The sequence below is a fragment of the Arthrobacter sp. Rue61a genome, assembly GCF_000294695.2.
Classification (GTDB): Bacteria; Actinomycetota; Actinomycetes; order Actinomycetales; family Micrococcaceae; genus Arthrobacter; species Arthrobacter aurescens_A.
This window is the reverse complement of sequence record NC_018531.1, coordinates 1,955,037-1,970,299: the sequence shown is the minus strand read 5'-3', so window position 1 is coordinate 1,970,299 and position 15,263 is coordinate 1,955,037. Positions and strand designations below refer to the sequence as shown.

Genomic DNA, 15,263 nt, shown 5'->3' with positions numbered 1-15,263 from the left:
CCAGGCTGTTTGGCAGGCAGCAAAAAGCAGCCGGCCCTAAGCGGTAGCCGGCTGCCTTAAGTTCCCGAATTAGAGGTCGAATCCGCGGCTGCGGAAGTAGTCCATCCGGCGGTAGAGGGTGGAACGGCCAATCTGCAAGGCCACTGCTGCCAGGCTGCGGTTGCCATCGGCTTCCTGGAGGGCCGTGCGGAGCTCACTGAGCTCGGCGTCCTCCAGCCTGGACAGCCGCCCCTTGGTAAGGACCCTGTGGTAGCCCTGAGGAAGATCGTCCACAGTCACTTCGGCCCCGGCGGCACGCTCCACGGCATTCGACACGACGGCCCGCAGTTGATCGATGTTCCTGGGCCAATCCGCGTGAGTCAGGGTGGTGAGGAGACGGCGGGACAGTTTCCGGTCGCCCATCTCTGCGGCGATGGCAGAAGCAAGCGGTGGGATGTCTTCCCTGCGATTACGCAAGGGCTCCACCGAGATTTCCAGGACGTCGAATGCGTCCGAGAGCAGGAGGGTGGCATCCGTGGGGTGAGTGATAGTGAACGCCAGTTTGGTGGTGGTGTTGCCTCTCAGGTTACTGACCAGCTCGGCGGCTTCATTTTGGGAGAGTTCGTCGGCGTGTTCAACAACCAAAGTTGGCGGAAGCTCCGTGGACACGCGGTGAATCACGTCCCGAATTTGCGGATTCCTCAGCGCCCCAGTCCTCGCATCTACCACCATCTGCTCACCACGCATCGACGCAATGGCGCCGGCCAACCTGCGCTTACCGCTGCCCAGTTCACCGATCACTACCACTGAGCGTTCTTGCTCTACAGCTTTGCGGGCCAGATTCAGGGCACGTTTGAAACCCATGCTTGTCCCGTCCAAATGCTTCATGAGCCGGTTCGTAGTGTCCGGCAATGATGGTTCCGGTCTATTAGGGTCGCTGACGGACTCGGAAATGCGCACCTTCACAGGAACATGAGGACGGACAACCACGATGGCACCGACATTGGATGCAGAGAGCGTCACCGGTGAAACTTCAAGCGTGGAACGCCCGGGTCCCTGAAGCGATACCTCATAGTTCATTTCCCGACCGGAGGACATCACCGCTTTTGCGTAGCCCGAAATGATGGAGAAGTCGCTGTCCTCCAAGCTAGCGGTTGCGGAGGCATTGAGAAGGGAGTTCTTGCCATCCAAGGCAATCACGGCGCGATTGCCCCTGCGGCGCGAGACCGTCAAGTATTCGCTGAGCAGCGCCCGTTCCCTGGATGACGTGCGGACCTCGATGTCGCGTTCGATTCGGGATGCAACCCCCTCAAGCATCAGCAGGGTCGATGACGGTTCCAGCGCGGAGACCCTGTTGGCCGGCAACGTAAGACCGATAACAGCCCGGACCCGGTTGTGGAAGGGATCACGGACCAAGGAAGCGAAACACCAGTTGCCCCTCATGTCTTCGCGGAAGTGTTCCTCCGGTGCGAGCCAGACGCCCCGCCCTTCTTCCAGAGCGAGACCTTCTCCGTTGCTGCCGCAACTCTCTTCCAAGAGTGAATACCCTGCTGGAAAGCCGTCGTCGCGCAGGAAGTCTGCCTTGACGAGGACTCCGTTCGGGGCTGTGATGTTGACGTAGCCTCCCATGTCAGCTGCGACTTCATCCAATTTCTGCAAGTGCGGGCCCGCAGCACTGATGGTGAACTCGTCGACCCGGCCTTCATCAAAGAATCCCCGGTCCACCACAGCGTCGACGCCAGCCGCACGGCTTCTGTACCAGGAGCGTGCCACAATCGGCCGGATTCCGGTGAGGTCAGCGTGAGGCTGCATCAGGAAGAGTTCGCGCAGCCGGTCTGTTTGGCGCAGCGACTCATGGGGCAACCAAGGAGAAAGGACTTCAGCAGCGGCCATATCAAACACGTTCCTTCGTGGAGTGGAGGTTGTCAGGAGACGACGGCGGTGCCGCCACGGCGCGAAGCCAGCCACTTGCTTCTCCAGCCTCGGCCTTTAGGACGGAAAGCCTGTTGCGCGCGCCAGTTTGGGTCGTGGGTGGCGTCGTCTTCCAGCGCCCGGGCGCTGATATAAGCGGCCACCATGCCAGAGAGGCCGCTGCCCAAAATGATGGTGCTTCCTTTGGCCCCCCGGCTCGAATCCTCGATATCCATGACTCGTTCCTTCCGCTAAGGCGTTCAGACGGCGGAGCCAGCGGGTGCTGCTTTGCGCCACTTTCAGAGTACCTAACTAATGGTCGTTAGCCAAGAGTTTCTGTAGAGTTGGACTGAACTTCGAACGCCCTTCGCGTCACGATAAATGAGGCAGCGTCCACCCGACTGTTAGGGTCACATCATGAGCAGCACGTCCTACAAGTCCGCCCGCGACACGTTCGCGCACCGTCTGGAGGAATGGGATTGGGCTGGCCAAGGAGCATCAAGGCGGCACATCCTTGAAGCCTTTCTGGAGTTGGCCATTGCCAGCGGATTCAACTCCGTATCGATGCGCACCATCGCCAATGCCGTCAACATCAAGCCACCCAGCCTCTACTCGCATTTCCCGGGCGGACGGGACGAGATCGTCGCCGAATCGCTGCGCTGGCATTTCCACCGCTTCGGCCAAGCACTACTGGAGGCCGTGGACCACGCGCAATCGGCATCCGAATTTTGGGATTGCATGGTCCGGCTGCACTTCACCCGCCAGGTGAGACTCCCCGAAAGCAACCTCTGGGACCTTCTGGTTGCGACCGACAGGATGGCCAACATTCTCCCCAGCGAGCTGCGTTCCCAGGTAGACGATTGGGTGAACCTCCACCAAAACATGTACGTCGCCGCCGCCGTTGACATGGGCTTTCCACAGGCTGAAGAACGGGTCAAAGTCGTCGTGACGCTCCTCGAAGGAGCCACCCGGTGGGCATCACCGGAATGCGACGATGCCGAGCTTGCTGAACTCACCGACCGGGCCGTCGTCCTGTCCCGTACGATTCTTGCGGCGGATTTCTAGCAGGAGGGTCAGCTGCGGCGGGATGGCCGGGTAGCTGTTCAGGAGGTCGCCGGTATCTATCGGCATCTCGTTCCCCCACCAATCGGGACCGCCGGGAGTGGTAAATCATGGCCAATGCTTCGGAATGAGCGAGGGTTGGTCTCCACATATCCATTGTTCGGTCTAAGTTCCGGCAGGCGCACGTCTTCCCTCGAGGACACAGCAACAACTCTGGAAAGACTCCGGAAGGAGTCGCTCAAAGTCATGTTCTCAGGACTACCCGGGCGTATGGAGTAGTGAGCGGCTAACCCTGGCCGCCATGCAACCGGAATGGAAGTACGAACCTCGGTAAAGAGCAAGCGGAGGGCCGCCCAGCCAAGACCTTGAACCCGCTCCCCCATAACTGAACAGGCCAACCGGCGGCCAGGCACGAGCCGGCACCACACATCAGAGTCTCATGTCCACATTTGTGCACACATTAAAGCAAAAACCCCCTCTGACGAGGGGGTATGCTGTGCCCGAGGTGGGACTCGAACGGGATTCAGGGCCTTGGGAACACCTGGGAAGTGGCGGAAACATAAGGAATCCGGGCCAGTCCGGGGTGGAAAGTGTGGACATTGTCCACACTTACTTTTGCCCCATTCACATGACTCTTGAGACCGGCCGCACTCCCCCAGCCGCGTCAGCAGTGCCCACATCACCGGAAGCAAGCTCGACTATGCGGAGTCCCCTCTGGGTTGCGATGCCAGGTCCTTCCGCAAACGTTCTCAGCCCTGCACTTGATGCTGCAGACTGCGGAGGTCCAGTTCAATTTCGCGGCCGTTAACGTGCACCACCATCTTTGCGTCTTCTACGCCCGCGGCTGAGAGATAGTCCATAAGCGTTGACAGAAGCATGTCTTCGCGGCGCTCTGTCTTCGAAACAACACTCTGATCTATTCCAAGCCTCTGGGCCAAGTCATCCTGTGTCAGTTCTGCGGCCTTGCGAATTGTGGCTAGGTTAAGGGCGTAAATACGGTCCTCGCGTGCGGAAGCATCCCGAATTTCGGCTACGCGTTCTGTCATACCCGGCTTTGCCAGGATACGTCCGAGCCGGTCATCGCCCTTCCTAAATGTCTTCCTCACCATTTTCATCAACCTCCCCTTCTCTGATCCATTGATCGATTATTTGGTCAGCTCTGCTTCCCACACTGTCGTAGAAGACATCGCCCATGTTGGCTTTATCACCCGAAAACAGGGCCACCACCGCTGTGTTCTCATCGTGTGGAAACCAGACGATCAGTCGGACGGCGATCCCGTGATGATACGGGTGAGAAACCCGCCATACTTGGTACCTGTTCGCCTGACGCACCGTTTTGGGTGTCGGAGTCTCTTCGGCGGGTGGTGCGCTCAGGCGCCGCAGATAGTCCATCTCTGCGGCTACATATTCGAATACAGCCTCAGCCCTCTCATCACCGCTTTCGGCCTCCTCTTCGAGTCGGTCCAGCTGCTCGTCAAAGCTGTCCGGCCAGAAAAGTTCCATAGGCAATTATGACTTTGAAGGCATATGCATTGAAAGTCATTCAAAGAGCCATCTCCGAAGGCACAACTCGCACTGTCAGCCGGTATAACGGGGCTACATCTTTGGTCAGCCCATCGTCCTCCTTCTGAAGGAGAGTCCGCTATTGGCCCGAAGGTTCATCTGGGAGAGCCGCACCACTTGGGCCGGGACAAGCGGGTCATCACCCATACGCCGACCGTCCGTTATCGCTCACCTTCCGCGTCAGAACTAGCGGGCCCCGTGGCTTGGCCCATAATGTCACCGCTCACCCTTACCCTGACCTGTATGGAAGTCGAATTCGAGCCAGGCCGCCCGATTGACCCCTGGGCAGTGATCCCACACCCTTGGGCCTTAGAGTAGCTGCCCACCGCCCGCCGCTTAGACCTCTCCCTTTGAATGGACCGTCAGCGTGCCGGCCAGGTCCACGTCGCTTCCGGAGCCCGTGACGCCGGCCTGCGACAGGAGAGTGGCTCCGAAGGCTGCGCTCCAAAACGTCCTGGTTTCCACACGAAGGGCGCGTTGCACTTCCCAGTCCCGCTGGGCCAGAAGGCGGCTAAGGTAGCGCTCGGACTGGCGGAAGAGCAGATTCAGGTGCTGGTCCACTACCGCAGCGAGGGATGGCCGGGATGTCCCCACAGCCAAGGCACGCACCACCAGCGGCATCGACGGGAGCATCAGCGCTGTGCGGGACATGTTCCTACGAAATGACTCCGGACTCCCGGCGCTGTGGCCGATGGCCTCAATGCGCTCGGCGTCGTGGAGGAGGGCAAGGAAGGCTGCGTGGATGAAGAGCGAGTCCTTGGAACCAAAGTAGTAGGTCACCTGATTGGGAAATACTCCGGCATCGGCGGCAATGGCCGCCACGCTCACCGCATCGGAGGGGGTGGCGAGGTAGAGCTTGACCGCGCTGTCCAGGATCCGCCCCCGGGTTGAGTGGCCACGGGCTTGAGTTGGGCCCCCCGGCTGACGCTTGCCCTTGCGCTCTGCGATCATGAGGAAAATTGTACTTCATACAACTCTCTGGATATCTTGTATGGCAAACAAGAAAAGGAGTTGTCATGAGGGAACGAGATATCGCTGTGACAGGAATGGGCGCGACCACGCCGCTGGGAGGCGCCGTCGAGAGCACCTGGGCCGCCCTCCTTGAGGGCGTTTCAGGGGTGCGGGACGTCGGGGAGGAGATGTTGCGGGACAGCGGACTCCCGGTCACCATCGCCGCACCCATGGCTACCGACCCCGCCACCGGACTTGACGCCGTCGAAGCCAAACGACTGGACCGGGTTCAGCAAGCCGCCCTGGTTGCCGCGGCGGAAGCCTGGGCGGATGCCGGTTCACCCCAGGTGGACGGCACCCGACTGGCCGTAGCCATCGGAACAGGCGTGGGCGGAATCGGCACACTACTCCGCGAGGACGACACCCTGGAGAACCGCGGACAGCGCCGCGTCTCCCCACGCGCCGTACCGATGCTCATGGCCAACGGACCCGCCGCGGCCGTGAGCATCCGCTACGGCGCCAAGGCAGGTTCATACACCCCGGTCTCAGCATGTTCCTCCGGCGCCGAAGCCATCGCCCTGGCCGCCAGGCTGATCCGCTCCGGCGAAGCTGATGTCGTCATTGCCGGCGGCGCCGAAGCCGCGATCACGCCCTTCACCGTCGCCGCCTTCCTGCAAACGAGGGCCCTCTCAACCCTCACGACCGAGCCCGCTTCCGCCTCACGCCCCTTCGCCTCCGACCGCGACGGCTTCGTCCTCGGCGAGGGAGCAGGCATCGTTGTGCTCGAAAGCGCCGAACACGCCACGGCCCGCGGCGCCACCGTCCATGCGGTCCTGCGCGGAGTGGGAATCACCTCCGATGCCTTCCACGTGACGGCACCGGCGGACGATGGCGAAGGCCAGATCACCGCCATCACCAAAGCCCTCAGCGACGCCGACATGAACGGCGCGGAGGTAGGTCACGTCAATGCCCACGCCACCGGCACCACCCTTGGCGACCTCGCTGAGGCGAAAGCCATCAGGGCCATCTTCAGCGACAACACCCCCGTGACTGCGCCCAAAGCATCCCTTGGACACCTCTTCGGGGCCGCCGGCGCTGTCGAAGCCATCATCGCTGCCCGGAGCGTTGCGCAGGGGATCATCCCTCCCACCCGAAACCTCCATCCCGGAAACGTGGACCCGGAGATCGGACTGGACCTGGTTACCGAACAGCGCCACATCAACAAACAACGCCACGGAACACCTCCCACAGCACTGTCCAACTCCTTCGGATTTGGCGGCCAGAACGTCAGCCTGATCTTCAGCAAAAACTAATCAGCTGCCTCAGCGGTGATGTCGGACTTGGGGAATGCCTTTCAGATGTTCTGAGCGTTCATGCGAGTGGCGTAGTGCCGCACCGCCGCCGATGAACGGGCAACGTCCGACGTGGCCAAAAGGTCGAGCAACGCGCCCCTGAGCACGGCAAGAGCCAGTGTCCGTTCGACTTCACCTGACGGGCTGATCCGATCACCCTCGTCTTGGCACTGCGCAAGGATGTCCAGCCACCTCGTCACGGTCCCTTGCGCAAAGTCAGCCCATGGCCCGCCCTGGTCAGCGAGTGATCGACTATAAGATTCCACCCACAGCAGGAGCAGCGGCCGATGGACCTCCGAGGAAAGCCATTCCCAGAGCACCTCGACACCAGCCGCCAACCCCCGGCGCTCCGGCATCAGCTCGTGAAGGGCTTCCAGTTCCTCCGCGCGGGCACGATCGAGCAGAGCCCGAATGAGCTCCTCCTTACTCCCGAACAGGAACAGCAAGACACGCGTGCTGGACCCGATCGCAGCGGCCAGCGGACGCAGGGACAGCCCGGAGAGACCGTGCTGCAGCACATACTGGTAGGCCGCTTCGAGCAGCTCGATCTGCCGTGCTGAAGGAGTTGCCGACCGATCGTCCATGCCGATACTCTACCAAAACCACTGACACACTTGTGTCAGTGAATAGGAAGGTGAGACAGAGTGATCGCGGAAGAGCAACGCAGGGTCACCGTACGGCGCGCAGAACTGCCCGGAGATTTGGGCTGGATAGTGCAGGCCCACGGCGAAGTCTTCGCTGAACTGTGTGCCTGGGGCCAAGATTTTGAGGGATTCGTGGCAAGCATTGTCAGTGAATACACGAAGCCCGCCGACAACAGCCGCCAAGCGGCATGGATCGCCGACGTCGACGGCGAGCGGGTAGGGTGCATCATGCTGATGCCCCACGATGAGCGAACGGCCAAGCTCCGCGTCCTTCTGGTCACTCCGCTCGCACGCGGTCTCGGCGTCGGGGCACGACTCGTCGAAGAACACCTCCGCTTCGCACGCGCGGCCGGGTATAAACACGTGTCACTCTGGACGACAAATAACCTCACCGCAGCACGCCGGCTCTATGAACGAGCAGGGTTCGAGCTCCAATCTGAGTCACCCACGCACCTGTGCGGCGGGGACTACATGGAGCAGACCTGGGTCCTCGACCTGTAAACAAGCCCCCCGCACGCCAACACACGAACAGAACGGGAAACCAAATGCATGCCGTCCTTGAATACACCTACGGTGACGACTACCTCCACGCCCGCGAAGCGCACCGTTCAGCCCATCTCACGGCAGCCTGGGCGGCGGTAGAGCGAGGCGAACTCGTCCTCGGAGGTGCCGTCGGTGACGGCCCGTTCACCGCACTATTAATCTTCACCGGAACGGACGCGCTCCAGACGGCCCGCGCCTTTGCCGCCGCCGATCCCTACGTAGTCAACGGCGTCGTGACATCCTGGACCGCACGCCCATGGCGCACCGTAGTCGGAAACGAAGCAACCACGCCCATAAGGCCATAGACGACGAGCCAGTCAACGAGTTAGTCATGGAGCTCTTGAGCGTTTCAGCCTCCTGCGCGGAGACGACAGTAATGCCCTGCTACCGGGCCAGCAGAGGGCCCCGCCAACCACGATTCTCAACCCACTCCCCCACAACCAAACAGGCCACCCGCGGCGCCAGGCACACCCCGCGGCAAGTGTCAGAGGGACCTGACCAAGCAGAAATGTACACACGTTAAAGCAAAAACCCCCTCCGTAGAGGGGGTCTTCCTATGCCCGAGGTGGGACTCGAACGGGATTCCAAGCCTTGGCATTGCTGGGAAGTGTCGGAAACAGGCGGAATCCGGGGCGTCCGGTGGTTGTACGAGGCAATCCGAGGTGGAAGTGTAGACATTGTCCACACTTCCATTTTGGCCGTTTTCGAGCACCCTACACAGGGGCCAGACACCATCGCCGCACCCGTGTGCGGCGCCTGCAAATGTGCACCGCCTAGTTCTAGGTGACTACTTACAGGACACCACACAGTCGTAATGCAGCCGGTCCGGACGATGCAGGGACGTCCAAGACACGTCCTACGCCACCTCAGACCCGCGCCCGCCCGAGATCTTCTTCAACTGCCGCAGTACCCCGCGAAGCGAGTTCGTCCACTACTCTCCGCGCCCCGCGAACCGCTATGGCCACACTCATCAGTGTCGGGTTCATGGCTGTGGCCGTGGGGATGAGCGCGTTTCCGCCGACCACCAGGTTTTCGTAGCCCCACACACGCGACCATGGATCAGCTACCGATGTGCCGTCGTCGGACGCACCCATGCGCATCGTTCCTTGGTAGTGGAGGCTGGACCCGTTCGGCATGAGCCGGGGCTCTGCCACGAAGACGCCCAACGCATTGCCGGCGCGGCGCAGACGTGCGGTGGCGTCTTCAATCTCCGCATTCTCCCGTTCGGTGAGGGAATAGCTGATGGTCATGTTCGGGAATCCCCGGTAGTCCAGCTCGTTGTCGTCAAACGTCACGCCGTCCTCAACGCGCGGGTGCTTGCGCATCCCGTAGCCCATGCTGACGTAGCCCCAGCGGTTCCGGGCGTGCGGCGCATCCGCCGCCATAGGGAACGGCGTCGTCTCGGAGTACATGACCTGGACGGAGAAGGGGTGGTCGGGTTCAGAAAACGGGATTCTGTTAACGGCGGCCACGGGATCGGCAGGGTTCTGCGCGCGGCGGGCCAGCTCAGCTTCCAGGTCCGTTTCGCTGGCAAACCTTTCCATTTTCTGAGGATCGAGTGCCACAGTGGAGATGACCACGGGGTGTTCTGTCAGATAGCGCCCCAACGCCGCTGGCCTGATCCCGGAAGTCCACAACAATTGGGGCGACCGGAAGGCATCCGCTGCTACCACCACGACGTCGGCGGGAACGAAAGTGGTCTCCCCCGTGCGAAGGTCCTCCACCGTGACCCCTGTGGTGCGGTTTCCATCAGTTTCCACGCGGCGGACCAGCGAGAGGTCACGGAGTTCAAATCTCTCGGACAATGGGGACCGGGGATCGATGAGCGGTCCTAGGACGACGTCCGCTCCTGCCCATCGCATGGAACCGTCAGGCTGGGGGTCCCCCGCGACGGGAAGCGTATCCACGCCGTACCCTTCGGGCAATTCGCCCTCAAACTCCTCCTGCAGCAGGGAACGGATGGCTGCCCCGACGCCGGAGTCGGCGAAGGCGGCACTCTGCACGTGCAGCAGGTCTTTGGCGGAAGCGAGCAGGTCTTCCCACTCGTCGTCGGCAATGAACGGAACTTTTTCGCTGAAGGCCGGCGACGGCGTCGCGCATGTCCAGTGGGCGCCTTGACCCCCGACATTGGTGGCCGCTGCGGCGGCGGGGAACGTCTCTGCGTGGGCCGATCCCGCTGCTCCGAAATCCAGGAGATGAGTACCTTGGCGCGCGGTGAACATGCCTTCGGTCACGGTCCCGGCCGGGATGCCAAGCGACTCCCGATATGCCCCGGATTGCGGCCCCTGCGACATCTCGCGCGCCTTGGCCTTCTGATCGGGGTCGGCGATGTTGCGCACGCTTTCGCCGGGCCGGTCGGTCAGCTGCGGTCCTGCTTCGAACATGATGACGCGGGCATCGGGTGTGCCTTCCACCAGAAGCCTGGCGTACGCTGAGCCGATTGGTCCGCTGCCAACAATGGCTATGGTCTGATTCTTGGACATTGATTCTCCTTGGTGGAATGTCAGGCCGACAGGGGCTCAGGAACTTCTGACTGGGTAGTTTCCGCTTCGTCCGTCAGGCGACCTTGGGGAAGCAGGACGGCGGCAATGATGCCGATTGCGTATGCACACGCGAGTGCGATGAAGATTGGAACGAACAGCTGTCCATAAATTCCGGCGACGGCTTCCTGGATTTCCGGCGTTGCTTGCTGCACAGCATGCGGGGTGAGGCTGGCCGCAGTGAGGCCGGAGGGCAGGAGGGCCGCAACCCCGAAACCGATGGTGCCTCCGATGATGGCTGTAGCTACCGTGGAACCAACTTGCCTCACCAGATTTACTGTCGCGGTGATGCTGCCTGTCTGGCTGAGGGGTGCCGCACTTTGGACGACGGCAACGATCAGGCTCATGAAGGACCCTGTCCCGATACCCACAAATCCCATGACGATCATGGGTACCCACAACGGAAGACCGATCGGCAGCCAGGCCATCACAAAAAGCCCCATCGACCCCATGCACGTACCAATAATGGTGAATACCCGGTACCGTCCAGTGCGGCTCGCCAACCACCCGGTCAGAAGGTTGCTGACCAGCATGCCAAGGACCGTAGCAATAGGCACAAGCCCTGAGACGGTTGCGCTGACTTGGTAAGCCATCTGGAAGTAGGTGGGAAGGTAGGCGGTGATAGAGAAAAGTCCGACGCCGATAATCGCCGAAAGTGCGGTGCATGCGGCTATGGTTCGGTTGGCAAACAAGTGCAAAGGGACCATGGGTTCAGGGGCTCGGCGTTCAATAATGAAGAACCCCAGCAAGGCCACGCCACTGACTACCAGGGCCGCCAATGCTTGCGCCCCGCCGCTTCGTTCCGCAGCCCAGGTGACACCCAGGACAAGAAATACCAAGCCCACAGTGAACGCGACAGCGCCTGTCACGTCGTAGTGGCGTGGGGCAACGCCACGTTCCAGTTTGGGAACAGCAACGTATGCGAGCGCCAGGGCGATCACACCCACCGGGACGTTGACCCAGAAAACCCAGGACCAGCCCCAGTAATCGGTGATCGCTCCGCCAAGGATTGGCCCTATTAGGATTGCGGCTGGAAACGCTGCTCCGATGATCGCGAGGTATCGGGGGCGTTCCCTGGGTGTGGTCACCTTGGCGACGATGGTCTGCGACATTAATTGGAGGCCGGCAGAGCTCATTCCCTGTATTACACGGAAGGTAACAAGCCACGTCATGTTTTGGGCGAACCCGCAGGCGAGGGACGCCAGGAGGAAGACCACCAAGGAAACCATGAAGACGTGCCGTGGGCCGAGCACATCTCCGAGCTTTCCCAGGATGGGCAAGAGAACTGTGCTGGCGAGGGTGTAACCAACCACCACCCAGCTCATGAGCTCCAGTGCTCCGAGTTCGCCGGCGATGGTGGCCAGCGATGTGGAGACGACGGTGTGGTCGAGTGCCCCCAAGAAGGACACGGTCAGCAGGGACGCGACGAGGAAGCGAAATCTTATGGGTGAGAGTGGCATGGTGTTCTGCCCGAACGATCGGGCCGTCGACGCGACGGTTTGTGCCTCGGCGGCATCGTCACTGCCGAGAACGGATCTTTGAAGAGATCCCGACGCCACTTTCATTCTATCGCACTTTAGTCGAAAAACAACATAAGATCGCTTGAATTAGACACGAATCCGAGCGCGGCTGCGGCTGCGGGCCCGCGGAATTGAAGGCCCCTCGACGGCGGCACCCACGGTGGCTGTCAGCTCACCGATGCCTTCGACGACCATCCGTACTTCGTCGCCGTCAGTCAGCGGTGCGGGGCTGAGTTCTCCCTTTCGACCCCACAATTCGCCCAGGCATCCACCATTGCCAACGGTGCCGGATCCCAGGACGTCCCCGAACACCACGCGGGAATTCCTCGAGGCGTAGGTGACGAGCTCCGGAAACGTCCACCCCATGTTGGAGACGAGGTCCTCCCCGACGCGCGCACCGTTGATGAGCACCTCGGCCCTCAGTGCCAGGAACCCATCCTCATCCTCGTATGTTTCAAGTTCGTCGGCGGTGACGATCCATGGCCCCAGGCTGGTACCAAAGTCCTTCCCCTTGGCGGGACCAAGGCGGACCTTCATTTCCCTGGATTGGATGTCCCGCGCGGACCAATCATTCATAATGGTGTAGCCGAAGATCGCGTCGGCAGCCTCAGCACCTGCGAGGTTGGTACCGCCAGCGCCTCCAATCACCGCAGCGATTTCCAGTTCAAAGTCGAGGCGCTGCGTCACGGGGGGCACCACCGGCTCGTCCGGCCCCAACACCGTGTGTGGGTTAGTGAAGTAGAACGTGGGCGCCTCGTACCACTCGGGTACCACTTCGCTCTTGCCGTCCACAGATGCACTGACTCCCTCGACGTGCTCTTCGAAGGCCACGAAATCCCTGATCGCCGCCGGGACCAAAGGTGCAAGCAGCCGGACAGTGGAAAGGGGCCGTCCGTCGTCGTGATTCGCCCGGTCGAAAAGTGCGCGGGCGCCGTCCAACCCGCGCGCCAACACGTCCGCGACGCGGAGGCCGTTCGGAAACGGCACTGCCGTGTCATCAATGATGAAGCCCTCGCCGATTTCCGTACTGTCTTGCCACCGTGCGATTCTCATGCTCGTACCCGCTCTGCCAGAAGTGCCTGGGCGTTGCCGGAAAGAATCCTCTCGGTTACCTCTGCCGGCAGTCCTGCAGTGCGGACTTCGGCAATGGGGTCTTCGGGCCCCATGTCGAATGGGAAGTCGCTGCCCATGAGTACCTGCGAGGGTCCGGCGACGTCCACGAGTCGGCGCAGAGCCGAAGGATCGTGGACCACAGTGTCGAACCAGATGCGGCGAAGGTAGCTGGATGGCTCTTCGCTGCAGCCGTGGGCTTCCGGGCGGACCCGCCACGCGTGGTCGGAGCGGCCGATGGCCATCGGAAGGTATCCGCCGCCGTGGGCGGCAAGGATTTTGAGTCCGGGGTGCCGGTCCAGGACTCCCGAGAAGATCAGGTGCGAGAGGGCGACGGCATTCTCGGCCGGTTGCCCAACGGTGTTGGACAAGTAGTACCTGTCCAGCCGCTCGTCAAGGCTGCAGCCGAACGGGTGGAGGAAGACCACCACCCCCAACTCCTCCACACGCGACCAGAAGGGTTCCAGGCGTTCGTCGGACAACTCAACATCACCCGCGAAAGAGGAAATTTCTATGCCGGCAAGGCCGCGGCCCAGGATGGCGTCGTCAACACACTCCACGATTCGGCTGGGATGCTGAAGGGGCACCAGCCCGAGGCCTGTGAGTCGTTCCGGCGCTTGGGCGACGTGCTCAGCCACCAGGCGGTTGGCCTCGCTGGCCGTCCAGACGGCCAGGCCCTCTTCGGCCCAAGGATAGAAGTGGTTTGGCGACGCGCTGACCCACTGGTGATCCACGCCCTGAGCGTCCATCGCAGCGAGGCGGGCGTTCACATCTGTCAGCCGCGGAAACCGTTCACCAATCATGCGCCCGGAAGCTGCGAGGCTTTGAGGGCCGTTGCGCCGGGCCTCCAGTTCACCTGCAACTTTGAAAGCCTCGGGCGCACGGCGCTCAACTTCCGCCTGGAGGGACGGCAGCAGGACGTGCGCGTGCACATCGATGCTCATGCGGGGACCGCCATCTTCTGCGCTATACCGAAGAGCAGGCCAGGCGCATCCGCGTCCTTCTTCCCTTCAATCTGCCACTGACCCAACTGGACGGAGGCATCAACCACAGCCTGTACGCGCGGAACCCGCCGTTCGTGGAAGCTGTCCCAGAGCTCCTCGTTGAGGGCATCGGATTCAATCAGCAGCTCAGTCAGGACCACGGCGTCTTCGAGGGCCTGAGCAGCGCCTTGGGCAATCGTCGGAGGGCAGCTGTGGGCGGCGTCGCCGATGATCACCACCGGGCCGCGGTTCCACCGTCCTGGTACCAGGTGCTGGGTGAACCAGGTGTAGTTGACCTTCGCTCCGGCGCCCAGGTCGTCGCGAATGGAATTCCATGCCCCGCCGTAGGCCATGGATTCGCCGAGCATGATGTTCGTCGCTTCCTCGTCGGACACACCAAAGCGGTCCTGGGCCTTTTCCACGAGGAACGCATACATGGTGTCTTCGCCCGTGGGCGTATAGCCCGCGATGTAGACCGGACCACCATAGTAAAGCTCGCTGTGTTCCACATCGTTGGGCCGGGAAACGAAGGCCCGCCAAATGCCCATCCCGGTGCTCTCGGGTGCGGTGTCGATGCCCATGAGGCTCCGCACTGTCGAGTTGACGCCGTCGGCACCGATCAGGAGGTCGTAGGCTCCCGCGGTGGCGTCATTGACGAACACCTCCACGGTGTTGTCGTCCTTGACGTCGATGCCGGTGACTTTGGCTCCGAAGCTAACCTTGGCTCCCGCCTTTTCGGCGTGCTCCAGCAGGATCTTGGCGAGGTCGGGTCGATACATGCCCATGCAGGCGGGATAATCGGGGCCACCTGTTTTGACCTCAGGAAGCTGAGCGATGACCGGCGCGTCGGGGCCGGGTGCACGAAGTGTCAGGCCTTCGAAGGCCATGCCCTTCTCACGCACGTCGTCCCACACGCCCAGGGCATCGAAGACCCGCAGGGCGTTGCCCTGCAACGTGATGCCCGAGCCGAGGGCGCTCAGCTCCGGCTTAACTTCAAAAACGTCGACGGCGACCCCCGCCTTCGCGAGCTGGATCGCGGTCGCCATGGCAGCAACACCGCTGCCGGCGATCGCGACCTTCTGGACTGCTGTCATGATTACCCCTT

At 61.8% G+C, this 15,263-nt stretch carries 15 protein-coding genes; 4 read left to right on the top strand and 11 right to left on the bottom strand.

The genetic code is table 11. The annotated features are described in order from the left end of the window. Window positions 1-69 precede the first annotated feature (69 nt). Together ARUE_RS09025 and ARUE_RS09020 are read right to left on the bottom strand one after the other, a co-directional pair. Entirely contained in the window at window positions 70-1,872 is a 1,803-nt protein-coding gene (locus ARUE_RS09025) for a sigma-54-dependent Fis family transcriptional regulator (protein WP_014921495.1), read from the bottom strand. Window positions 1,873-1,904: 32 nt separating this feature from the next. Beyond that, the gene (locus ARUE_RS09020; protein WP_014921494.1) at window positions 1,905-2,126 is read right to left on the bottom strand and encodes a hypothetical protein; all 222 of its coding nucleotides are present in this window, start codon (window positions 2,124-2,126) and stop codon (window positions 1,905-1,907) included. A 181-nt stretch (window positions 2,127-2,307) separates the two neighbouring features. Here ARUE_RS09020 and ARUE_RS09015 point away from each other — a divergent pair, with 181 nt between their 5' ends. Further along, complete coding sequence (locus tag ARUE_RS09015) at window positions 2,308-2,955, top strand: TetR/AcrR family transcriptional regulator (RefSeq protein WP_014921493.1); 648 nt, start codon at window positions 2,308-2,310, stop codon at window positions 2,953-2,955. A gap of 746 nt (window positions 2,956-3,701) precedes the next feature. Here ARUE_RS09015 and ARUE_RS09010 read toward each other — a convergent pair. From ARUE_RS09010 to ARUE_RS09000, 3 genes are all read right to left on the bottom strand, one after another. Next, window positions 3,702-4,067 (bottom strand): helix-turn-helix domain-containing protein, encoded by a 366-nt coding sequence (locus tag ARUE_RS09010; RefSeq protein ID WP_043470057.1) that lies wholly within the window; start codon window positions 4,065-4,067, stop codon window positions 3,702-3,704. Beyond that, window positions 4,042-4,455, bottom strand: coding sequence for a hypothetical protein (locus ARUE_RS09005; protein ID WP_014921491.1), 414 nt, complete (start codon window positions 4,453-4,455; stop codon window positions 4,042-4,044). The genes ARUE_RS09010 and ARUE_RS09005 overlap by 26 nt, the downstream gene beginning before the upstream one ends. A gap of 396 nt (window positions 4,456-4,851) precedes the next feature. After that, window positions 4,852-5,466 (bottom strand): TetR/AcrR family transcriptional regulator C-terminal domain-containing protein, encoded by a 615-nt coding sequence (locus tag ARUE_RS09000; protein WP_014921490.1) that lies wholly within the window; start codon window positions 5,464-5,466, stop codon window positions 4,852-4,854. Between the two features lie 65 nt (window positions 5,467-5,531). On the opposite strand from ARUE_RS09000, the gene ARUE_RS08995 reads away from it, so the two are divergent. Beyond that, window positions 5,532-6,779: a beta-ketoacyl-[acyl-carrier-protein] synthase family protein gene (locus tag ARUE_RS08995; RefSeq protein ID WP_014921489.1), complete on the top strand. Its 1,248-nt coding sequence runs from the start codon at window positions 5,532-5,534 to the stop codon at window positions 6,777-6,779. 41 nt (window positions 6,780-6,820) lie between these two features. Here ARUE_RS08995 and ARUE_RS08990 read toward each other — a convergent pair whose 3' ends face one another. After that, window positions 6,821-7,402, bottom strand: coding sequence for a TetR/AcrR family transcriptional regulator (locus ARUE_RS08990; protein WP_014921488.1), 582 nt, complete (start codon window positions 7,400-7,402; stop codon window positions 6,821-6,823). A 60-nt stretch (window positions 7,403-7,462) separates the two neighbouring features. Between ARUE_RS08990 and ARUE_RS08985 the strand changes: the two genes are divergently transcribed. Next, complete coding sequence (locus ARUE_RS08985) at window positions 7,463-7,963, top strand: GNAT family N-acetyltransferase (protein ID WP_014921487.1); 501 nt, start codon at window positions 7,463-7,465, stop codon at window positions 7,961-7,963. Between the two features lie 44 nt (window positions 7,964-8,007). After that, complete coding sequence (locus ARUE_RS08980; protein WP_014921486.1) at window positions 8,008-8,310, top strand: YciI-like protein; 303 nt, start codon at window positions 8,008-8,010, stop codon at window positions 8,308-8,310. A 561-nt stretch (window positions 8,311-8,871) separates the two neighbouring features. On the opposite strand, the gene ARUE_RS08975 is transcribed toward ARUE_RS08980, so the two are convergent. From ARUE_RS08975 to ARUE_RS08955, 5 genes are read right to left on the bottom strand one after another with little or no spacing between them, the layout of a single operon-like run. Further along, window positions 8,872-10,488: a GMC oxidoreductase gene (locus ARUE_RS08975; RefSeq protein WP_014921485.1), complete on the bottom strand. Its 1,617-nt coding sequence runs from the start codon at window positions 10,486-10,488 to the stop codon at window positions 8,872-8,874. Between the two features lie 20 nt (window positions 10,489-10,508). After that, on the bottom strand, window positions 10,509-12,104 hold the full coding sequence (locus ARUE_RS08970; RefSeq protein ID WP_286140303.1) for an MDR family MFS transporter: 1,596 nt from the start codon (window positions 12,102-12,104) through the stop codon (window positions 10,509-10,511). A gap of 48 nt (window positions 12,105-12,152) precedes the next feature. Next, on the bottom strand, window positions 12,153-13,118 hold the full coding sequence (locus ARUE_RS08965; RefSeq protein WP_014921483.1) for a fumarylacetoacetate hydrolase family protein: 966 nt from the start codon (window positions 13,116-13,118) through the stop codon (window positions 12,153-12,155). After that, window positions 13,115-14,119, bottom strand: coding sequence for an amidohydrolase family protein (locus ARUE_RS08960; RefSeq protein WP_014921482.1), 1,005 nt, complete (start codon window positions 14,117-14,119; stop codon window positions 13,115-13,117). The genes ARUE_RS08965 and ARUE_RS08960 overlap by 4 nt, the downstream gene beginning before the upstream one ends. Further along, window positions 14,116-15,252: an FAD-dependent monooxygenase gene (locus tag ARUE_RS08955; RefSeq protein WP_014921481.1), complete on the bottom strand. Its 1,137-nt coding sequence runs from the start codon at window positions 15,250-15,252 to the stop codon at window positions 14,116-14,118. The genes ARUE_RS08960 and ARUE_RS08955 overlap by 4 nt, the downstream gene beginning before the upstream one ends. Window positions 15,253-15,263: the final 11 nt, after the last annotated feature.